The sequence below is a fragment of the Paenibacillus silagei genome, assembly GCF_017874735.1.
GTDB lineage: Bacteria > Bacillota > Bacilli > Paenibacillales > Paenibacillaceae > Paenibacillus_AQ > Paenibacillus_AQ silagei.
Window position 1 is genome coordinate 20,965 of sequence record NZ_JAGGLV010000028.1, and the last position, 22,015, is coordinate 42,979.

General features: G+C 48.5%; 18 protein-coding genes. 6 read left to right on the forward strand and 12 right to left on the reverse strand.

All coding sequences use genetic code 11. From position 1 onward, the window contains the following. Positions 1-180: 180 nt before the first annotated feature. The 5 genes from J2Z70_RS28125 to J2Z70_RS28145 all read right to left on the reverse strand — a co-directional run bounded on the left by J2Z70_RS28125 (position 181) and on the right by J2Z70_RS28145 (position 9,551). The gene (locus J2Z70_RS28125; RefSeq protein ID WP_209878621.1) at positions 181-4,716 is read right to left on the reverse strand and encodes a polysaccharide lyase family 8 super-sandwich domain-containing protein; all 4,536 of its coding nucleotides are present in this window, start codon (positions 4,714-4,716) and stop codon (positions 181-183) included. 342 nt (positions 4,717-5,058) lie between these two features. Beyond that, the gene (locus J2Z70_RS28130) at positions 5,059-6,105 is read right to left on the reverse strand and encodes a glycoside hydrolase family 130 protein (RefSeq protein WP_209878623.1); all 1,047 of its coding nucleotides are present in this window, start codon (positions 6,103-6,105) and stop codon (positions 5,059-5,061) included. A gap of 32 nt (positions 6,106-6,137) precedes the next feature. Then, positions 6,138-7,679 carry a DUF3502 domain-containing protein gene (locus J2Z70_RS28135; RefSeq protein ID WP_209878625.1) on the reverse strand — a complete coding sequence of 514 codons (1,542 nt, stop codon included), beginning with the start codon at positions 7,677-7,679 and terminating at the stop codon, positions 6,138-6,140. 38 nt (positions 7,680-7,717) lie between these two features. Then, positions 7,718-8,602 carry a carbohydrate ABC transporter permease gene (locus J2Z70_RS28140; RefSeq protein WP_209878628.1) on the reverse strand — a complete coding sequence of 295 codons (885 nt, stop codon included), beginning with the start codon at positions 8,600-8,602 and terminating at the stop codon, positions 7,718-7,720. 10 nt (positions 8,603-8,612) lie between these two features. After that, entirely contained in the window at positions 8,613-9,551 is a 939-nt protein-coding gene (locus J2Z70_RS28145; protein WP_209878630.1) for an ABC transporter permease, read from the reverse strand. 254 nt (positions 9,552-9,805) lie between these two features. On the opposite strand from J2Z70_RS28145, the gene J2Z70_RS28150 reads away from it, so the two are divergent. Continuing rightward, positions 9,806-12,136: a helix-turn-helix domain-containing protein gene (locus tag J2Z70_RS28150; RefSeq protein ID WP_209878632.1), complete on the forward strand. Its 2,331-nt coding sequence runs from the start codon at positions 9,806-9,808 to the stop codon at positions 12,134-12,136. A 97-nt stretch (positions 12,137-12,233) separates the two neighbouring features. On the opposite strand, the gene J2Z70_RS28155 is transcribed toward J2Z70_RS28150, so the two are convergent. Together J2Z70_RS28155 and J2Z70_RS28160 are read right to left on the reverse strand one after the other, a co-directional pair. Then, positions 12,234-13,151: a VOC family protein gene (locus tag J2Z70_RS28155; RefSeq protein WP_209878634.1), complete on the reverse strand. Its 918-nt coding sequence runs from the start codon at positions 13,149-13,151 to the stop codon at positions 12,234-12,236. 136 nt (positions 13,152-13,287) lie between these two features. Continuing rightward, positions 13,288-13,527, reverse strand: coding sequence for a hypothetical protein (locus J2Z70_RS28160; RefSeq protein ID WP_209878636.1), 240 nt, complete (start codon positions 13,525-13,527; stop codon positions 13,288-13,290). A 3-nt stretch (positions 13,528-13,530) separates the two neighbouring features. Here J2Z70_RS28160 and J2Z70_RS28165 point away from each other — a divergent pair, with 3 nt between their 5' ends. Beyond that, positions 13,531-13,851 (forward strand): helicase, encoded by a 321-nt coding sequence (locus tag J2Z70_RS28165; protein ID WP_245368579.1) that lies wholly within the window; start codon positions 13,531-13,533, stop codon positions 13,849-13,851. Between the two features lie 62 nt (positions 13,852-13,913). Here J2Z70_RS28165 and J2Z70_RS28170 read toward each other — a convergent pair whose 3' ends face one another. Together J2Z70_RS28170 and J2Z70_RS28175 are read right to left on the reverse strand one after the other, a co-directional pair. Beyond that, positions 13,914-14,753 carry an Rpn family recombination-promoting nuclease/putative transposase gene (locus J2Z70_RS28170; RefSeq protein WP_209878692.1) on the reverse strand — a complete coding sequence of 280 codons (840 nt, stop codon included), beginning with the start codon at positions 14,751-14,753 and terminating at the stop codon, positions 13,914-13,916. Positions 14,754-14,782: 29 nt separating this feature from the next. Then, positions 14,783-16,039: a mechanosensitive ion channel family protein gene (locus tag J2Z70_RS28175; protein ID WP_209878639.1), complete on the reverse strand. Its 1,257-nt coding sequence runs from the start codon at positions 16,037-16,039 to the stop codon at positions 14,783-14,785. A gap of 237 nt (positions 16,040-16,276) precedes the next feature. Between J2Z70_RS28175 and J2Z70_RS28180 the strand changes: the two genes are divergently transcribed. From J2Z70_RS28180 to J2Z70_RS28190, 3 genes are all read left to right on the forward strand, one after another. Then, positions 16,277-17,137, forward strand: a complete 861-nt coding sequence (locus tag J2Z70_RS28180; RefSeq protein ID WP_209878641.1) for a P-loop NTPase family protein — start codon at positions 16,277-16,279, stop codon at positions 17,135-17,137. Between the two features lie 89 nt (positions 17,138-17,226). Beyond that, complete coding sequence (locus tag J2Z70_RS28185; RefSeq protein WP_209878643.1) at positions 17,227-17,793, forward strand: TetR/AcrR family transcriptional regulator; 567 nt, start codon at positions 17,227-17,229, stop codon at positions 17,791-17,793. A gap of 61 nt (positions 17,794-17,854) precedes the next feature. Beyond that, positions 17,855-19,696 (forward strand): alpha/beta fold hydrolase, encoded by a 1,842-nt coding sequence (locus tag J2Z70_RS28190; RefSeq protein WP_209878646.1) that lies wholly within the window; start codon positions 17,855-17,857, stop codon positions 19,694-19,696. A 68-nt stretch (positions 19,697-19,764) separates the two neighbouring features. Here J2Z70_RS28190 and J2Z70_RS28195 read toward each other — a convergent pair whose 3' ends face one another. Continuing rightward, positions 19,765-20,550: a nucleotidyltransferase domain-containing protein gene (locus tag J2Z70_RS28195; RefSeq protein ID WP_209878648.1), complete on the reverse strand. Its 786-nt coding sequence runs from the start codon at positions 20,548-20,550 to the stop codon at positions 19,765-19,767. Between the two features lie 243 nt (positions 20,551-20,793). Here J2Z70_RS28195 and J2Z70_RS28200 point away from each other — a divergent pair, with 243 nt between their 5' ends. Further along, positions 20,794-21,063 (forward strand): hypothetical protein, encoded by a 270-nt coding sequence (locus J2Z70_RS28200; protein ID WP_209878650.1) that lies wholly within the window; start codon positions 20,794-20,796, stop codon positions 21,061-21,063. A 116-nt stretch (positions 21,064-21,179) separates the two neighbouring features. On the opposite strand, the gene J2Z70_RS28205 is transcribed toward J2Z70_RS28200, so the two are convergent. Continuing rightward, on the reverse strand, positions 21,180-21,566 hold the full coding sequence (locus J2Z70_RS28205) for a retropepsin-like aspartic protease (protein WP_209878652.1): 387 nt from the start codon (positions 21,564-21,566) through the stop codon (positions 21,180-21,182). After that, complete coding sequence (locus J2Z70_RS28210) at positions 21,563-21,820, reverse strand: hypothetical protein (RefSeq protein WP_074110628.1); 258 nt, start codon at positions 21,818-21,820, stop codon at positions 21,563-21,565. Before J2Z70_RS28210 ends, J2Z70_RS28205 begins: the two co-directional genes overlap by 4 nt. Positions 21,821-22,015: the final 195 nt, after the last annotated feature.

Here is a 22,015-nt window from a genome sequence, read left to right on the forward strand (position 1 = left end):
AATTTTCTCTAAGCACAAAAACACTTTATTAAATTATAGCATAAGTGTACTGGTTGTCATTGATCTCCTTATGATCATAGCCGTTTACATGCCCAAAAATACAAAACAGCGATTCCCTATTAACAGGAGAATCGCTGCTTTGCTGTGTTCTAACGTATAACGATGAAAGGTTGGCTATACTTACTTAGCTTCCAGCATCCGCAGCAGGACCGTAACCGTCTCTGCCCGCGTTGCGGCATCCTTCGGGAAGAAGCTGTTGTTGCCCTTACCTTGCATCAGTCCTGACTTCTTCATCTCGGCTGCCGCTCCAACCGCCCAGGCGGGGATGTCGCGGTCATCTGTGAATCCTGCGGAGCGGGCAACAGGAGCGAGATGCAATGCTCTCGCCAGCATGACAGCCATTTCCGCTCTGGTCATAGGCGCATCCGGGCGGAAGTTGCTCTGGTTATCGCCCTGAATGATTCCCAGGGCTACTGCCTGAGCAACGGCTGTCTTGGCCCACGAACCGATCCGGTCACTGTCCTTGAAGGACAACGCTGCTTCTGTGTTCTGAAGCTTCAGCGCCTTCGCCAGCATCACCGTGAATTCGGCACGGGTCACGTTACGGTTAGGCTGGAACGAGCTGTTCGGATAACCTGTAATGATGCCTTGCTTAACAGCTTCAAGGATACTGGCTTCGGCCCAATGCCCGGCAATATCGGTGAGGGATGGGCCAGGGACCGGAGTAGCCGGTGCAGAAGGGCCCTCGTCCGGCTTATTCGGTGTTCCAACAATAACCGGCGGTACTACTGGTACTGACGGAGTCACTGGCGCTTCTCCTCCGGGATCGCCGCCGTTTCCGCCGCCCGAACGCTCATTGACCGATACGTTAATTCTTCCCGTAATGGACGGATAAGCGCTCAAGAATGCCGTAATCGTCACTTCTCCAGGTGTGGATGGTGCCGTAAAGACCGCGCTGAACCGGCCGTTTGCGTCCGTTACAGCATGAGCAGGCTCCAGGCTGCCCGAGGAAGCAGCGAGTTCAACCTCCAGGCTGGAGGCCGGAAGATTGTCGCTACCTGATACGATTCCCGTGATGGATACATCATCCCCGGTATTCACGGCAGACGCTGCCGTCTGAAGTTCAATAAGAACAGGGACTGGTATCAACTTGCTTACAGAAATGGTTACCGTATTTGTCACGGAAGGATTGTCGGTCAACACAGCCGTAATGACTACATCTCCGGCTGCGGACGGTGCCGTATAGACCGTGCTGAACCGGCCGTTCTCATCCGTTACAGCAAGCGCAGGCTCGAAACTACCCGAGGCTGCCATGAGACTGACCGCAGCGCCCGCTAACGGAAGCTCTTCACCATCATAGACGGTTCCCGTAACGGACACTTTGCCTCCAGCGGATACGGAAGACGGCGAGGCCTCAAGTTCAATCCGGGCTGTTGTAGGCACAGCCTCTTTTTCTACAGACACGGTGATTGCCCCTGTCACGGATGGGCTTGCCGGTAGAACGGCTGAGATGGATACCTCTCCGGGAACGGACGGTGCGGTAAAGACCGTACTGAACCGGCCGTACACATCTGTAGTTACTTTTGCAGGCTCCAGGCTTCCATCGGCAGCTGTAAGTTCAACCTCCACACCGGGAACCGGAAGATTACCACCCTCATAGACGGCCCCCGTGACGGATACTTTGCCTCCAGGCACCACCGAAGATGGCGCTGCCGCAAGCTCAACCCGGGCGGGAACGCGGGCTTCAGTCTCTGGTCCGAACACTTTAAATTCCCAGAGCGAATATCCGTATTTGCTCGCTCTCTGAGTTCCATACATCCGGACGTATCTGGCATTCACCGGATCGATAGAGATCTCGTCGATGTCCCCGTCCCCACTGGACGTACTGTATACCGTCTTCCAGTCCTCCATTGTATCGGAGACTTCAATCCGGTATTCCTTCCCATACGAACTTTCCCAGTGCAGCATGACCTTAGCAATCGGCTGAATGGAGCCAAGATCGACATAAATCCACTGCGGATCGGCATAGTTGGACCCCCAGCGGGTCGTCAATGAGCCGTCTACCGCATTCCCCACTGATACATCAGCCGCTTTGGACGAGCTTGCAATCGCAGTCTGGCCTTCCGCAAGGTTGGGGACAACCGCTTCATACACGTTAAACTCAGCAAGCGAGTAACCGTCTCCGGTCCCCTGCTGAACGCCCAGCATCCGGACGAACCTTGCGCTGGTCTTACCGAAGGCAATGTCATCGATGCCGCCATCCCCCATGGAGGTCGCATAAACGTCCTTCCAGGTGGCCGCATCATCGGATACTTGAATTTTATAGCTTCTGCCGTAAGCCTTCTCCCAATGCAGTCTAACCTTATTGATCTTATATTGATCCTGCAGATCCACATAAATCCATTCATCGTCTGATGCATTCGAACTCCAACTGGAGGTTCTGTACAGATCCGTAGCACCCGACGCAAATTGCTTGCCCACGCTGGACGAAGCAACCGTACCTTTACTGTAAGCCAGATCATACCCTCTATCGTCGATAGAAGCTCCCTCGCTCAGCGTCGTACTCCGGCCGGTAAATGTATCTTTACCGAGTCTGTACGTGGTTGTAGTCTGATCCCCGTTCCGGTTCAGCGTTACATTGACTGTAATCCCCGGTGTTTCAGGATTCGCCACCGAGATGCGGACAGGGTCTGCGGATTCATCGACAATTACCATCGACGGTTTATCTACGGTAACAGTCAGTCCTTCTCTTAGCGTCACCGTACCCGGCTGATAGAACAGCATTTCCGCAATACCAAGGGAACGGTGCCGGACCGCCTGCACGGACGGTGTATTCGCGAGAATACTAATCGGGCTTGCTTCCGCATAGCTGCCAACCTCCGCAGCGGTTTTACCCGGCAATACGATGTATTGGTAGGAGGCATTGACTGGCTTAACTCCGTGATCCAGCCACATTGAGAACACCGGCTTTGTGATTGGCTCCGTTGAGCTGCCGGAAACGACATCGCTCCATTTCCCGGTCTTTGTCTCCAGCTTCACCTGGAAATTCGTCTTATCCGGGAACACATACCCGGTACTATCGTTATAGGCCCAGCGTCCGTTCATCTGCGATGTTCCGTCTGCCACTTTGCCATCTACCAGCACATCGCCAACAGCAAGACTCTGATTCAGCGTGGTATGGACTGGAGCAGCATTCGTTGAAGTGATGCCTGCGCCCAGCGCTACCATTTCATCATCGAAGAAAAAGTAGCCCTTTTTCCCGCTGGTACTCAGCTTGTTGAAATCAAACGCCGTGGCTCCGTACCGCTCATTGGTGACGCCGCCTACGAACGTCTTCGGATTGTTGAAATTCCCGTCCTTGGTGAGCACGTAGGGAGCTGTTGTCCCCGGAACATGAGCCCAATCCATCAACGGGTATACGGTTCTGTACTCATCCCCGGTTCTCTGGATCGCAGTGGCACCTTGCGGAGTCCAATAGAGCAGATTATATCCGCTTGGATTAATGGTTCTCCATTCGCCGCCTTTGACCGTGCTGGAGGACATTTTGACTGTAATTCCGTAATCCTTCCGCATATGAGAGGAGACCAGGGTCTGCCATTGCGTCATATTGTTCGCGTCCAGTCCATTGCCCGAGACTGTGCCAATCTTGCGGATATTATTCAGGAAGAGCGCGAACTCATCCGCCCGCTTCGGGTTAGCCGCCTGCATCCACTCCAGCGGATCTTCATAGAAGGTCAGCGCAGAGCTCTCATAATCCGGCCACTCCGGTCCATTCATCCCCATCCCCAGATCGGCAACATCGCCTCTCACCAGATATCTGGTTCCATCCAGCACATAGGAGGACAAAGAGTCAATGGCCGCCTGGCTGTAGGCGAAGCTTGTGCCCGAGACCACATAGGCCCAGAAGGACATATCTCTCGCGAAGCTTCTGCCATAGCCCGTAGTATAATTCGTCTTCCCATGCATGAAAAAGGACATGTCGGACTGAATTCCCGTCAGCGTCACCGTCACAGCCGAGAGCACGTTAAACGCCTCTACGGCGCTACGGACATTCTGGGCATCCTCCAACAATAAGCCGCGAATCATATAATTCTGGTTGTACCAGGAGGAGTTAGCGCCATCGACCGTATTCGGACTGCTGTCCAACGTGCCGACAATGTTAGCGGCCTGCTCCGCAGTCAGGTAGCCTTCACATAGCAGTGCGATTTTGCTAAGCCGCAGCTGCTTGCCGATGCCGGTCTCCCACCAGTTGGTGGAGGTCGGCTTGACCGTAAACCAGTGATCCAGCGCTTTCTGAATACCAGCTAACATGGCTTCATCATGATAGTATGGCCCCTTCGGGTCTGCGAACGCCTGAGCCATCGATTGCATCCGGTCCAGCGCCAGGTATGGGGACCAGGCTCTGCCGTTCGCACTGGAGGTTGTATTCGCATAATCAACATCCGCCCAGCTTCCATTGGCTTTTTGACTCGATAAGTAGGTCCCGGCCTGTGATTTAAAAGTCCATTCGACCCGGCCGTTGGTTCCGTCGTTAATAATATCTTTGGAGATATAGAAATCAACCGCCCGCTGCTTCATCAGCCTCATTTCCGCCAGCTCCTGCGACGAGCTATCCGCCGCCGACACAGGATATTGGAACCCGAGGGTCGAGATCATCAAACCAACCATCACGAGACAGATCCATCTCTTGATCCTGCTTTGCACGTTACCAGTCATGTACACGCTCCTTTGTCTATCTAGCAGATTTTTGTTAGCGCTTTCTAAACTATATAGAATGTACTTGTAATTTTTTGCTATGGGATAGCCGTGGCTCCAGAGAATGTTTGGCCCTCCGGCCGCTGTTGTCCCCAGATTTCTTGATTTTGAACCGCTTCTAGCGGTAGAAATCCGGGGACTAGCAGATGCTTACGATGCGAGCTTTCCTGCGGAAAGCTTTCAGGCGGACGCTTTCGCTCCTACAGTTCCAAAATTCCCCTCCGCCACTTTTCCCTTTCTGTATGTTTTCAAGTTCAATCTATATAGGAATTAGAGAAGGCAGCTCACACTGCCTCCCTACCCTTACACAAGAGTATCTAATATATCCTGAAGCGGGATGTCCGCTACAGCCATCACTTCGTCCGCCGCGCCGTAATACATACGGACCGTCTGGTCCAGCAGCAGCGCGCCGCAGGAGAACACGACCTTGCCGAAGAATCCGTTCACCTCATAGGAAGCTTCCGGCTCCAGCACGGGGACACGCGATCTCGCAATGACCCGGGACGGGTCCTCCAGATCCAGCAGCACCGCCCCCATACAATAGCGGTGGCTGCTGTCCGCGCCATGATACAGCGCCAGCCAGCCCTGCGGTGTGCGGATCGGAACTGCCCCGCCGCCCATGCGGGCCGAGTCCCAGCCCTGCTCGCCGAGTCCCATCAGGAAGCGGTGGTTCCCCCAGTGGTCGAGATCGGGCGATTCTGCGATCCACATCTCGGGCGCGCCGAATGACTTCGGCACTGGGCGATGCAGAGCGTAGTATTTGCCGCCAATTTTCTCGGGGAAAATCATGACATCCTTATTCTCGGGAGGCAGCATCATCCCCCGCCGTGTGAAGGTCTGAAAGTCGCGGGTCTCCGCCAGCCCGACGCCAACACCGCGCGCAGAGGCAGCGCTATAAGTGATGTAATAGGTGTCCCCAATCTGGGTCACACGCGGATCTTCAATCCCCCATGCTTCCAGAGGATGCTCCGGGAACAGGGCCGGCTGCGGCTCAACCTCGAAATGGACGCCATCTTGGCTTCGCGCTACCCGGAGATGGGATAGGGAGGTGAGCATCACCGTCTGCCCGTCCTTGGCAACGAAGCGCGAGTCGGAGAAATCATAAGCCGGATCGTTCTTGTCGTATCGTTCTACCTGCACCTCCGTCCCTGCTTCATTCAACCGGGGAACAAGCACCTCGTCCGCCCGGTCCGGTATTGGCGCTTCAGCAACGCGCAGCAAGAGGATCGTCTCATCCTGTAGCTGCGCCACGCCTGCATTGAACGCACCCAGTACCTGGAAATCGGGACGGGAGGGGACAACATCCACGGCTTCAATCAGCGGATTGTGCGCGCTGCGTGTTATTTTCATTGGAGTGACCTCTTTCTGTGTTTGAAGTACGGTTATTTCCCGGAAGTAACGGCATCAATCTGGGCCTGGATTTCATCGATTACTTTTTGCCCGCCGAGACTTGCCATCTTATCCTCCATCGTTTTCTTTCCTTCTGCCGCAGGAATCAGGCCTTGGCTTAGCGGCAGGAAGATCGAATCGTGCAGCGGCGTGATTTTGGCATATTCCGTCTTTACCTTCTCGGCGTTGAAGTTGAAGCCTGCGATTGGACTAAGCGTAAAATTGGACGTCTTGGTCGAGAAGTCGAACCACTTCTTGTCATCTTGCATCATGGTGTCAGGTGTACGATTCAGCGTCGGCCGCCAGGTCAGCACATAACCAGGGAAGGTATAGCCGGACAGCGCCTTATAGCTCGAATCGCCGACAGGCTCCCAGTCCTTTCCTTGAATGCCGTATTCCATCAGATCATGGTTTTCCTTAATCGACAGCCAGTTCACTACATCCATAGTGACATCGGAATGCTTGGAGGTCGTCGGGATACACAGGAAGTTCCATTGCTGATAAGCCGTATAAGGCTTAGCCTGCTCCCCGTTCGGTATGAAAATCTCCAGCTTGTCGCTGCCGTCCTTCAGCATTTCCGAATATTTCAGCCCTTCAACCCCATCGGCTGCATAGTAGGTCGCCGCATATTTACCTTGCTTGAACAGCGTCTCGGCATTTTGCTCCTGGGCAATATTTTTGGAGATAATTCCATCCTTATAGTATTTGGTAACGCGATCATAAGCATCGGCAATTGTCGGGCTCTCCCATTGGCCAATGACCTTCTTATCCTTGATCGAATACGAGAACATGTTGACCCCAATCTCCAGTACTTCATCCTGCGCCAGATTCGCGGAGTTACTCAGGATGAATGGCAGCTTATCGGCCTTAATTCCGTTAATGACAAAAGGCTTAATGTCTTTCTCATTTTCCTTGACTGCATACAGGAATTTCTCCAGATCATCGAGGGTCTTCAGCTCGGGAAGCCCGTATTTCTCGCGTAAATCCTTACGGATCAGTACGCCATACAGCTGGCCTTGGGTGGTGCCGAGCGGAATCCCCATAATTTTGCCGCCGAATTTGTTATACTCCCACATTTCCTCCGGAATGGACGACTTCAGCTCGGGCCGTGCAGCCACTGCCGCATCCAGCTCCGTCAACGATTTACTCTCGATCATCTGGTTCATGGATAGCCAAGGGGCATCCAGATACATATCGAACTCTTCCCCGGCAGACATCTTCACGGATACCGCATTCCCGTAGTCGGTCCAAGGCATGAAGTTGATATTCAGCGCGGCTCCGATATTATCCTTTTTCAGCTTGTCGTTGACCGCCTGCAGCACAGCATCGAACCCCGCAGGTTTATCTCCCGGGAAATAAGCCTTCAGCGTCACTACTTCTTTGGCAGCAGGCGCTGCACCCTCTGAACTGGACGGGGAATTCGTAGAATTCGCCGTATTGCCTTCATTCTTCGCATTTCCCCCGCAGCCTGCCAGCACCAGTGACGACACCAATACCGCTGTTGTTGCCGTGCCGAACCATTTTTTTAACCTCATCTCGTTACCCTCCTGTATCTATGGACAATCTGAATGGCTTACCCTTTTACAGCACCAACCGTTAGACCTTTGACAAAATATTTCTGAAGCATCGGATACAGCAGCACAATCGGGCCGATGGTCAGTACCGTCGTCGCCATCCGCACCCCGTACGTCGGTGGAGTGACCGAAATCGCAGCACCGGAAGGGATCAGGTTCCTGGCCGCTTCCATATTGGAGACCATCCGGCGCAGGATTAACTGTAGCGGGAATAACTTCTCGTTATCGATGAACATCAGTCCCATGAACCAGTCATTCCAGAAGCTCAGCGCATAGAAGAGGCCGACAGAAGCCAGAATCGGCTTGGAGATCGGAATCATAATCTGGAAGAACACTCTCATCTCATTCGCTCCGTCGATTCGGGCGGCTTCCTCCAGCTCCTCAGGAATGGTGCGGAAGAAGCTGACCAGCAGGAAGACGAGGAATGGCTGGCATAACATCGTCAGTATGAGCACCCAGATCGTATTCTGCAAATGCAGCCACTGGCTGACTACAATATAGAACGGAATGATCCCTCCCGAGAAGAGCATCGGCAAGTAGCAAAAAAACAGAAAGGGCGTTTGCAGAACATTCCGTTTATTCGCCAGTGAATAGCCGAGCATGGCGGAAATGCACAGGGCGCTTAAGGCCCCGACAACCGTGATGAACAGGGTAACGCCATAGCCGTTGAAAAGAACATCTGATTGCAGAACCGCCTTATAGGCGGCCAGCGATAATTTTTGCGGGAATAAGGTATAGCCGTGTGCTATCAGCTCCTCCTCATCCGTAAAGGAACCGGCAATCATCAGCAGAAAAGGAAACAGACAAAATAAAGTGAACAGCAAAATGAACGTATGGGCGAATGCCGTAAAGGTGCGGTCCGCTGCGCTATGTTTCTGTATCATAGTACCTCTCCTAGAATAAAGCAGATTCTTTGGATACCCTGCGGGTGACCCAGTTGGCAGCAATGACGAAAATCAGACCCATAATGGACTGGAACAGGCCCACTGCCGAAGACATGCCAAAATCGTGCAGCTGCCGCATGGAGCGGAAGACAAAGGTATCAATGACGTCGGTAGTCGGATACAGCATCGAGTTGTCTCCAATGATGGCATAGATCATCGCAAAGTCCCCGTTGAAAATTTTGCCCACGGCCAGCAGCGTCATGATCATGATCGTCGGAACCAGCAGCGGCAGCGTAATGCGCGTCACAATCTGCAGTTTAGAAGCCCCGTCGATGCGGGCTGCCTCATATAGATCCTCCGATATGCCCGTAATGGCGGCCAGAAAAATAATCGAGAGATAACCGGCCCCTTGCCACACCCGGATCACCGTCAGAATATAAGGCCAGAGACTTGACTCAAACATCCAGTTGACCGGCTCCATGCCGATATTTTGCAGCCAGACATTAATCATAGGCTCTTCCCCGCCGAATAAGGATTGGACAATCATCCCGATCACAATCCAGGACATGAAATAAGGCAGGAAAATAAGCGATTGCGATATCCGTTTGAAATACTTATTGCGGATCTCATTGAACATGAGCGCAATCAGAACGGCCGCCGCTGTCGTGAACACAATAAACAGCACGTTGAGTAGCAGTGTGTTCCGCAGAATTGTCCAGAAGTCATCTGATGTAAAAAAGTAATCGAAATTTTTAAACCCTACCCAGTCACTCCCCGTGATCCCCTTGGCAAAATCATAATCTTTGAAGGCAATCATAATCCCGTATATAGGAAAATAACTGAACACGAGGAAAAACAACAGCCCCGGTACAGCCATCACATACAGAAAAGGATTCTGCGTGATATGCCTACATTTTGAACGTTTACCTGCGCTAAGCGGGTAGTTCATTTGTACATCCCCCCTTCCTCAAGACCGGTCATCGCCCCAAGAGCGTCCGTTATCTATGCGCTCACCTTATCAAGCCCTTGCGTCCTGAGCAATTCCGAGAAACGCCAATCCTTCCCGCAAGTGCAGATTTACCGCCTTCCCAAAAACAACACTCTTCCGAAAACAAACGATTCGGCAGACGAAAATACCCGGTGTGCTATAATAAATCTACTTATAATGAGCCGGACAGTTATGATTACGGAGGTTCCAGAGCCATGAAATTCAGACAACCGTTCTTCGCCTCGCTGAAGCGGCACCCTACCTACATGAAGCTTATTTTTTACTTTGTCAGTGCGAACGTTCTGGTCTTAGGCGTATCCTTCGTACTACTCTATGGGCAATCTTCCAAGACACTGCTGGAGGAAATCGGCGATCATTCGGAATCCCTCCTCGTGAACGGGGCCCGGAATACGTCACGGCTGATGGAATGGGCGCTTGATTTCAGCTTCTCCTCCAGTAATGACAGCACGCTTAAGGTGTATGCCCTTTCGGACCATTACAGCGATTTCGAGACCTATGAGGTATGGAGCCAATTGACGGACATTAAGAACGCCAACCCCTCCATTGATTCGGTCTACCTTATTAACGATTATACGAATACGGTCATTGACTCCAGACTTGGGTTAAATGATACCGCCGCTTTTTACGATCAGGATATTATTAAGCGCTTACGTGACCCGGAAACAGCGAACCACAGCGTGCTCATTCCGCGAACCTTGTCTCTCCCTCTTACCGGGAACACCCCCAAAGAAGTGATGACCATTGTCAGATTTTATGAAAAAGGCAGCTCTATCTCCGCGTTCGTCATGAATGTGGATACCCATAATCTCATGACCCTGCTGCAGAATAATTCAAACTTCGCCAGCCGGTCGATCACCGTGCTGAATGACCGGGACGAGACGATTTTTAGCAGCACGCCAATGAATCCGCAGCAGATTGCCGAGCTCAGAAGCCACGGAATGAAGGGAGCCAGCGGCTGGAAGCTATTTCAGCCACGGGATCAGGGGGAGAAGCTAGTGGTCTATGCCGACTCCTCCGTTAAGGGTATCCAGGATTGGACCTTCATTGAGATGATCCCGAAGTCCGCCATTCTGAATAAAATCACGGTCCTGCGCGACACCAGTCTGATCCTGTTCCTCGTCTTGTTCGCGGCCTCCCTGGCGGTGATTATACTAATCTCCAAACGGGTGTACTCGCCCATTCAGGAGCTGATCAGCCGGGTCATGCGGCAGCATCAGGCGGAGAAGCCCGGCCTTGAGGCGAACGCCAATGAACTCGAATACTTATCGAGCGTTTTTACCTCGCAGCATAATCAGATTCACGAGCTTACCGAGCAATGGCGGCATAATAAATTTCTGGGCAGAGAGCGGTTCTTAAGGGATTTCCTCGGGGAGACGTACCATTCGGCAACGGAGATCCGCGCTCAATTCGTAGAATGGGGGATTGATCTGCCAAGCGATGAGTTGTCCGTAGCCATCTTCCGGATCGACCACTTCGCGGAATTCTCGGGAGTGTACCCGGAGAAGGACCGGCGCCTGCTCCGGTTCGCTATGTCCAATATCATTCAGGAGTCGCTGCAATCGTCCAGGCACAAGCTGCAGACCGTAGATATGGGAGACGACCACGTGGCTGTAGTCTTATCGGCTCCCTTGTCAGAGGAATTCGCGAAGGAGCTGCAAGTGGCAGGGCAGTTAATTCAGCAGTATTTGTCCGTAGGAACTACCATTGCCTGGGGCCGGACGTTGCCTGGCTTAACCGACATGCATGAGGTGTATCTGGAGACGTATGATCTGACGCAGGAGCGGTTCCGGTTCGGACACCGGTCGCTCATTGTGAAGGAATGGCTGCCCGCTGCACCCGGGGAATTATATCATTTGCCTGTGAGCCAGGAGCGGCAGATCGCCCAGGCCATACTCAAGGGGGACGCCGCCGTCATTCTGGAGGTCTTACGATCAGCGGTTGTGAAGCTGCGGGAACTGCCTTATTTTGAATGTAAAATGTCTCTGATCACCTTGTTCATGGACATCCGCCGGCTCATCCAGGAGCATTCCTCCCAGCCGCTGCCCAGCTCGTGGGGACTGACGTCCATTGAGAAACAGATCATTCGGCAGGAAACAATGGATAACGTCATGCCGTGGATGGAGGCCTTGATTACCCGAACACTCGAAGACATTGCGGCCGCCCGCAGCCAATCCAAGAATATCGCCCTGATCGGACAGGTGGACCAGTTCATCGAGAGTCATCTCACCGACCCGAATCTGTCTGCCACCATGCTGGCGGATCACCTGGGCTTGTCGGTCAATTATTTCCGCAGTCTGTACAAAGCAGAGACCACCCAGTCCATCACCGACAAAATATCCGAGAAGCGACTGACGTTCATCTGCCAGGAGCTCATTGCCTCCGACTCGCCGATCGAGCCCATCGTGCAGCATTTCGGCTTCTCGTCCCTGAACACCTTCTATTCCAGCTTCAAAAAGGTGTACGGCATGACCCCGGCCCAGTACCGCAAGAAGTACCGGGCGGGGGATGGCGGGGGGAAGGTGTGAGGCAAGTGAAACCTATACATTCTTATATTTGCGCGCAAAGAAGCGATAAGGATTAGGTCCTTATCGCTTCTTTTGGTATTCCAGCAAGTTGCCGCTTTTATTCTCCCTTATAGGCCTTACGCAGCTCCGCAAGCTCGAACTTCTTCATCTGCAGAAAAGCCTTCGTCACACGCGCCAGCTGCTCCGGCGTACCCTTCTTCATCATCTCGTTCATCTCGGCCGGAATAATCTGCCAGGAGATACCGAAGGCATCCTTCAGCCAGCCGCATTGCTCGGCTTCAGGAACTGCAGACAGCTTGTCCCAGTAGTAGTCAATCTCTTCCTGAGAATCGCAGGATACCATGAAGGAGACCGCTTCATTGAAGCTGAACTGATGATTATGCGCACTGTCCATGACCGTGAACCACAGATTCTCCAGCATGAAGTCCGCGAACATAATCGTTCCTTCCTGATCGGGCGCAGAGCCTGCCGGGTAGCGGGTAAGAAGCCCTTGGCGCGAGTCCTTAAATACCGACAGATAGAAGGACATCGCCTCCTCCGCCTTCCCGCATTTATCCCCCACGAACAACAAGGAAGGAATAATCGCAGGCCGCTCCTCCCCTGCCGGATTCGTTAGAATCAGCTGCCAGGACACCCCATACTTGTCCTGAATCCAGCCGTACCGCTCACTGAACGGATACTTGCCGAGCGGCATCAAGGCGGTGCCGTCTTCCGCTAACTTATCCCACACCTCATCTAATCTCTCTGCTGCATCCTGGTCGCGGGAGGGATCGAAATTAACAAAGAAGGAGACGGCCGGATTCAGCTTGAAATACGGCCCTCCGCTGATCGCCATGAATGGCTGCCCCCAGACCTCAAAAGAGACCTGACCCGCATCGCCGGAGGGCGTATCATGAATGGTGTTCACACTCGTAACCTTGGACTCCGGAAACACAGTAGCGTAAAAGCGGGCGGCTTCTGCCGCCTCCTTGTCATACCATAGATGCGGAACAATTCTCTGTCTGATGCTGGCCACAACGATTCCTCCTCAGCTTCTGTCCGTTCCGATCCAGGGACAGGGGCTTTAATTTGCTTTATTATACACTACAGGGAGGCTTCTTCATTCTTTATATTGGAAAACAATGCAGGGCCTCCGCCCTAGCTCGCATAGTCTAATCCTCTGTCTCTTCTTCTTCCTCCATGTGCCCTAAATAGTCATAATAGAATTCGACCATGGCATCTCCAAAGCCCCCGCCAATGCCCTGACTACGTTCCGCCAACCTTCTGCTACGGTCGACGAATTTTTCCTCCAAATCATTCTTCATAATGTATTCCAACGCTTGTCTATAAATACTGGATACCGTCAGATAGAACCGCTCATCGATGTCTCCGTAAGCCCGGGTGAAGTCCACCCCATGGGCAAAAAACAGCGCGAGGCGCTCCGCACTCAAATCGCCACAATTCCCGACGATCAGGAGCGGGTCGTTATCGCTACCGGCAAGCTGATTGGTGAGGGCTTCGATGACACCAGACTGGACACACTGTTCCTGGTTCATCCCATTTCCTGGTCAGGCACCTTACAGCAATATGCCGGCCGCTTGCACCGGAGTCATGTCAACAAAGAAGAAGTAAGAATTTATGATTATATCGATCTCCAGGTCCCTATGCTTATGGGGATGTTTAAGAAAAGGGTGAAGGGTTACCGGAAGATGGGGTATCGGGGGGCGGAGTTGTAGAATAGGAGAGAAAAAGCCAGCCCACACAATCAGGCTGGCTTTACTCTTATCTGAAAACTGTACTATTGCAGTGGGCTTAATGCCTTTACTTCCTGTACTGAGAGACCCGCTGCTTTTGCAATAGTTTCAACCTCTAACCCCATCGCCAGTAATTTCCCGGCAATTTCCTCGGCTTTCTTACGCTCCCCCTCCGCTCTAGCCCCCTCAATACGCGTCTTCTCATCGCTCAGGGCTTTCATACGAGCTTGATACTCCATTCTGGCTACGGTATCTTGACTCAAGAATTCCAACGTATCCATTGCTTTCTTTAACATTGGTTCATTCATCGCCAACACCTCCCAGTTTGATTTGTCCACACCTTTTAGGAACAGCAGCCAATTGACCAGTCCGCCTTCCTCAAGCGACACCGAATGTTCATCTAGTTTCGTCAACTCAATGACATGTATCTCAATATCGTCCAACAAAGAAATTCCGGTATGATCTTCCCGTAGGTGAAAGACGCTGTGGTAGCGGTCATTTTTGAGACAAGAGTAGTTCAAAATATTGATGGTTACACATTTCTTCAGTGTATTATAGTTGCTGCCCTTAGGAATCTGATGGTAATACATCTCACTCCAATAGAACAACGTCCGCTTCTCCATATGGTAAGGGTTAAACAATTGCATTTCAATATTAATGAGTTGGCCGTCTGCGGTCTTCGCTTTAATATCCATAATGGACTGCTTATCATCAGGACTGTCAGCCTCCGTGTAAGGATTCAACAGCACAATCTCAGTCAGTGCCGGCTCTCCGGCTTCCCGGAATGTACTATTTAGAAATGCCAACAATACATCCTTGTTATGTTCACTTCCAAAGATACGTTTGAAGATTAAATCCACGCGAGGGTCAAGTAAATCCTGCATCAGCATCAACTCCATTCCCCCATATTATATCATGCCAAATAATGCGAAGTAATTACCCTTTCTTTTAAATTAACAATATCCTGGCCCGTCGGGTTCTGGAAAACGCGAAGTCCAAACAGAGGGATAATCGCAAAAATGTGATCAAAGATATCCGACTGGACGGACTCATACACCCCCCAGGTGGTCTCATTGCTGAACGCATAAATTTCTAAAGGCAGTCCGCTGTCTCCTGGTGCTAACTGCCTGACAATGAGCGTCATCTCCTTATGAATTTTGGGATGATTGCGCAGATATTCTTGGACATATTCCCGGAATACCCCGATATTTGTTAGCTGTCTTCCATTCACTTTGCTCTCCATATTGATATGATGCTCCGTATTATAGGCGTTAATTTCATCTAATCTTGTCAGGACATAATCGCTAAGATAGTGAACCTTTTGGAACTCCTCAATCATTTCTTTGGTACAAAAACATATGCTGCTTGTATCAATACAGACACTTCGTTTAATTCTTCTGCCCCCGGAGGCTTCCATCCCCCGCCAATTTTTAAAAGAGTCTGAGATCAGGGCATAGCTCGGAAGCATGGTAATGGTTTTATCGAAATTCATCACCTTTACCGTATTCAGCGTAATATCAATTACATTGCCGTCGGCATTATATTTAGGCATTTCAATCCAGTCGCCTACACGAACCATATCGTTAGAAGATAATTGAATACCTGCCACGAGGCCCAATATCGAATCTTTGAACACTAGCATCAGAACAGCGGATAAAGCGCCCAGTCCACTAAGCAGAATCAGCGGATTCTGACCCATGAGGTTAGAAATCACCACAATCGCACCAATAATATACAGTATAATCTTCGCAACCTGAATGTAGCCTCTGATCGGCCTCATCTTGGACACTTCATACGTACGATAAATAGCATCGATGGCATCAAGCAGGGCATTAAACACCGTGATCGTTACAATAATCATATAAGCTAAGGCGAACTTTACAATGAAAGACTGATACAGCGGAAAAATAGGCGCGGCGTAATAAATGATAAAGGCCGGAGCGAGATGCGACAGCTTGTGAAATACTTTTTTCTCCAAAAAGATATTATCCCACGTATACCGGTTGTTATGAATGATATGGATGATGATCTTCAGTACGATTTTTTTGGCAACAAGATTAGCCACTATAGAGAGTAAAGCAATACATAAAACCATAATGATGTTCGAGAGATACACGACCATCTGCTCGCTCATTCCATATCCTGCTAGGTGCTCTTGTATAAAATTCATCATTTCCTCCTGACTGGGTGCATAGTAGCCTACAATTATAGAGGATAAATAGGTGTTATGCAAAAATATAAAGACCACCCTAAGAAGGTGATCGCACTTAGAATACGGTTGGAGCCAAACTCCAAAAATGCACCCAGGGAATAAATAACTATCAGTCTTTCTTGCCCTTGCATAATAATATTCCAAAATATAGAATTATAAGCAGTAAAAAACACACAATTGGAATGGGGTGTTAACTTGAATACAAGGTTTATCAACTTTGAAGGAATTCATGGTAGTGGAAAATCAGCATGTGCATGGAATTTATACAACAACTTGAATACGAATAATATAAAAGCAGTGGTTTTTTTCGAATATCATATGAACTCCACTATTGAGAATCCGTGTGACGTAAGAATGACCGCAGTAATGACAGAGAAAGAATTCGAAGCTGTTATACAGAGTCATTCTGTTTATGAAGAATTACTTAGAGATAAACTAAAAATCTATAATGGATGGTATTGTGTTTTCGTTCCTGATTTCAAAGAGTATCCAATAATTTATGATTTATTGAGACCGTATATAGCCGATAATGGAAATTTAAAGACTGAACGTTTTATGCAGGCATTAAAAGGCAGAATAACCGCATTTGTTGAACAGGCTCTTAGTTCTGATCTGGTATATGTGTTTGAGAACGTTATTTTTCAGCAAATCTTAAATGAACTTATGCGAACAATGGATTGCGACGAACAACAAATGACGGATTATATATTAGAGGTTGAGCAGATATTGAAGCCCCTTAATCCATTAATTTTTTACCTATATCCAGATGATCTATTTAAGCAAATCAACAAAGTGGCATTAGAGCGAGTGTCCGACAATTATGAATTATATCCCGACTGGATTGACTGGATGGTGGAGTATTTAGAAAATTCGGAATATGGAAGGATACATAAGGTATCTGGTCGGGAAGATCTTATGATCTATTTTGAAAAAAGAAGATCAATAGAAGAGAAATGTTTCGGAAAGCTACGGTCAAATAAAGAAAAAATTTATGTGGACCGTATAGATTATGATGAAGAGAATGCATACATATACAGCAAGTACAGCAAGCTATGATCGGCCTGCCGGTAAAGATATATTTATCCTCCTACTTGCAACGCTCAATTTAGTACTGTATAGTTCTACTCATGACAAAGGCAAAAATCATGAACCAAAAACGTGTGCTTGAAGTCGCGGCAGCCTTATTTTTAGAAAAGGGATTTGCTTATACCAGCATGGATGAATTAGTACGTGTAAGCAAAGTGTCCAAATCTAATGTGTATTATCACTTCGCGGATAAGGAAGAATTGTTAGCAGGGGTCGTTGATTATTGGATTGAAACGTATGAGCGGGCAATGGATCAAATCCTTTCTCAGAACCAGTTATCCGTTGAAGATCGTGTCCAGATGTTTTTAAAGCATTTAACGGAGGGAGTTCAGTCAAGAGACTATAAGGGGAGCTGTCCGTTTATTACTCTTTATATTCAAAGTCCTGCACAAGCAACGCACATAAAAGAAAAAATAGGTCTCTTTTTCACAGGATTACAAATGAAAATCTCTCTACTGCTACAACAAGGAGCAGAAAAAGGCGAGTTTAGAGAAACGATTCATATTTACGAGGTAGCAGCACTTTTTATAACGAATCTTGAAGGAGCGCTGTTTCTTGCAGAGACATTGAAGGATGCAACGGTGATCACGAGAACTGCCAGCCACTTTTTCAACTTGCTTCGATAAGCGAAGCACTTTTTTTGCACAAAATTAGTACCAAACAGTACTAAAAAGGAGAACAGATGATATGAGAACAATATTTTTAACAGGTGGAACAGGTTTTATTGGGAGGCAACTCGTGGAGGAGCTTCTTAAAGAGGAGGTTATGATTTTTCTTTTAGTGAGGTCGAAAAGTAAAGCAACACGCGTTTTTCAGAAAAAAGGGTTTTTAAACGAGGCAGCCATGCACTTTATTGAAGGCGATTTGACGAAACCAGATTTAGGTCTAAGCGATGAAGATAAGGAGAGGGTACTGAGTACGGATGTTATTATTCACGCAGGCGGACAAATGGATATTCAAGCGACAACGCAAGAAGCAACCTCTGTATTTTTAAACGGTGCCAAGCATATCAGTGAATTCGCTAAACGTATCCATCAATTGAAGGGTTTGCAGCAATTTATTCATGTCGTTGGATATATGAGCCCTTTTGATGACCATAACAGCAAGGTTGCGATCGATGTGTTTAAAGAAGGACACGACTATCTGAAAATAAAAAATCCTTATGAAAGAACCAAATTTTTAGCGGATCTGTATATTCGCCAGCAGGCATCCGCAGTAGGCTATCCGCTGTCTGTGATTAATCCGCCAACTGTAGTCGGCAGCAGTACAACAGGAAGTACGGAGCAGGTAGCAGGCTTAGGCTTGCTTGTGGAGAGTATGCGCAGAGGGCTGATGCCAGTTATACCTGGAGGCAAGGGGTATAAATTACCACTGATTGCAAACGATGCGCTAGCGAAGTTTATTGTTCAGGTTGTTAAGCTGGAGCCGTCGTCTATTCGAACCTATACCCTTGTTCCAGACAAACCGCTTGATCCGGATATAGATGAGTTATTAGGCGTGATGTCAGAAAGTATGAATATGGCCGCACCTAAGATTTCTGTCCCCCTTCGCTTCATGAAGGCACTTATGAACAGCGGGCTCAGTAAAATCACACGAATTCCATCGGATGGACTGAACTTTATTACAAATCGAACGTTTTCAAATGATCTGCCGAAAAAAGTCATGGGAGCCGATTGGTTTACTAAGACGAGTGTCATGAATTTTTTCCCGGCCGTAGTCGCAGATTTGGATTATCGCCTGATGTACCCAAATAACCAGCATAATCATGTATTTGAACGAACCTTAATCGGAAACACTGTGATTCATCAGATTCAAGGAGAGGGTAGGCCATTTATTTTATTCCACGGTTTGTTGAGTGATGGGGAGGATTTATTTCCTTTAGGTCTAGAGCTTCATGAACAAACGGGTCAACCTGTATGGATTCCGGATCTTCCAGGTTTAGGACGTTCCCCTTTTAAACATGAGAAGAATCTTATAGATCTCTATTTGAATGTAGTGAAGGAGTTATCAGGAAAAGCTGCTCAGGGCGCACATTGGATTGGCCATTCCTTCGGAGCGGTTATTCTGCTGGAAGCGTTAGCGCGAGAGTGCTTAGATACGAAGAATACTATTACTTTACTTCAGCCACCTGTTACGAAGAAAAATCACAAATCGTTTAATGCTCCTCCATTGTTGAACAAATGGGCATTGAAATTAGCAACGGCTAATTCATTAGAACGTTATTTAATTGGCAATGGTCTGTTTGAAAATATAGAGAGCATTCCGAAACATTATATTGCCAAAGTACGCAGCAGCTTTACTTCGCCTAGAATTTTAAATACAACTCTTCAGCTCAACAGTTTCCTGTCGAAAAACTATCAGGGGGTTTTCACCAAAGTACCGGGGTCTAATCTTCATATTATTTGGGGCGATCAAGATCGGCGCTATTCTGCTCCAGTACAGCTTGGAAAGATTGACGTTGTTCCCTATGGTCATCATTTTCCTATTAGTCATCCGACGGAGACGGCTTCTTATGTACTAGGAAATTAATACATCCACAGTAATGAAAAAAGACACCTGACGAGGTGTCTTCTGCTTTACTCCGTTAGCGGAACAGTTTATAAATCGAGAACCGGAACCGGTCCGTCCATCCAGTTCAGCTGGCTATCCATCATGAACTGAACCGTCCAATGATGCTCTGCCTGATACCAGTTATTAAATTCCACAATACTCTCGTACAGATTCTCGACAGCTTCCGGCGTTCGTTCTTCCAGTACCCGATGGATGTCCGCCAACAAATTCTCCGGCTTCTTTTCTACCCCTTCCAGAACCTTTAAGAACCACTTATAAGAAGGGAACAGCGTTTCGTTGTGTACCAAAATCAGCCTACCTGCGAAAAAGGCATAGTGGGTCAAACAGTAGTCGATTAATAAACGATTGTTGCGTTTCAGTCCTTCGTAATAATACCATTTCCAGGTTTCGAATTGTGCATAGAACTTCTGCATGTTCTCTGCCTTTTTCTCCACCGGATATCGGGGAGCGTCTTGGACCAACTGTTCCAACCCCTCAATATTGGAATAGGTGACGAACGCATCCTGGAATGCGAACTTAGCAGGATCGCTGCCGGATTCGGCCACTTGCTTGATGTAGGAAGCGGATACAACCTTCCCGTCCACGTAACCGCCTTCATAAGAACAGGATTCCGTTTCGAAATACCCAAGATTATGGATGGAACAAGCTTTCTGGTAATCCTCTTCAGAAAGGACGATCATAATGTCGATATCAGAGGTTTCGCCAGCAAAACCATGCGCTACGGAACCCCCGATGATGATCCCTTGTACGTCGGGTCTGGCTTTAAGCTTGTTGGTGATGGCATCAATGGCAGCTTGATGATGGGGATACATAATACATCCACTCCAATTAAATTAATATAAACATTAATTAGTAAGCCAATACATTAATCATAAGGTAATAATATTCCACTTTTGAAATTCCCGCAATCCCCCGAATAAATCAATCGTCTTATAGATAACTACCAGTTAGTTTAATTCCATCTAAAAATCAAGTTTTGATGTCACACTAGAAGCCCCCCGTAAAGGGATATTTGGTATAGTTGGGTTAATAACTTGTTAGTGAGGGGAGAACCTATGGGTGAAGTCGTTCGGGTCATATATTCGCCAAGCGAAATATACAAGGTAGAAATCATTAAGCGTAAACGAGACGGACTATTTACCTTCCTAATTCATAAATGGATTGAGCATGATCCTGACATAAAAGAAATCATAAATGAAGAGGGATTTTGGGGCCCTCTTTTCAATCAGAAATCCTTAACAGATACTGCTGAACGGGCTATCCAAACAGCTCCAGAAACGAGAAATTCCCATCATTCAGTGTCTTTTCCACGTTTGATAGAATAAAACAAAAAGACACCCCTAAAGGTGACTTTTATTGATACTCCATATGAAGCTGAGGCATGGACTTGCAGAGCCACAATTCGGCGGGGGTTCCTGCTGGAACTGTATGAGATAGCCGTTTAGCAAACGTTGGTTTTCAGTTGCATTTCTCCAGTATCAATCACAGCCCATGCTTGTTTCAAGAAGTTAAAGCCGAGGATTCCGTCAATCTCCATGCCATAATCCATGTTCCCGATTTCAACTTGAAAATCCTTAAGTATTGCTTCATCGACTATAATCGAGTCCAGGTATTTGGTGTACACATACTCCACGCCACCTACGCCCCGTATAATATCAACGATATCATTTCCTTCAGGAACCATGCCAATCTCCTGCACGATGTCCGCGTTCAAAAGCGTACTGGCAGAGCCTGTGTCAAGCAATACCTTCTCCAGCTTTAACTCTCTCCCCCTAAACACCACTGTCATGCTTACGAAGGGAAGTCCATAAATTTCTGTTATATTCATCTGGGCCCTCTAATCCCGACATATCGTTCTCGTGCTACAACCTCAGGACGGGAGGTGTGAAAAAAACAATACTCTCTGTGAGGGTCTTCCTGGTGTAATTCACTATACCGCTTCAATGCTTTGGTAGAGTCCTCGTAGGAATCGATCACGGACATCTCTTCAATAAAACGCTGGCCCTCCTTAGAATAGGCCTTAGTCGCCTCAAGAACGACCCATTCATTCGGAAACCGTTCCTGAACTTCATCCCATCGCATCTTGGACACCTCCGGTTAAATAATTACTATTATTATAGCATATCGGTTGGTATCGTCTAAACCAGAGTTAGACCTCCACCCGATCTCTGGAGTATATAATGCCACATCTTTTTAAGTAAAAGTAATAGTGGATACCTGTGTAACCCTACAATTGGGCTGACTGAAAACGATAAATATAAACAGCCACAGAAATGA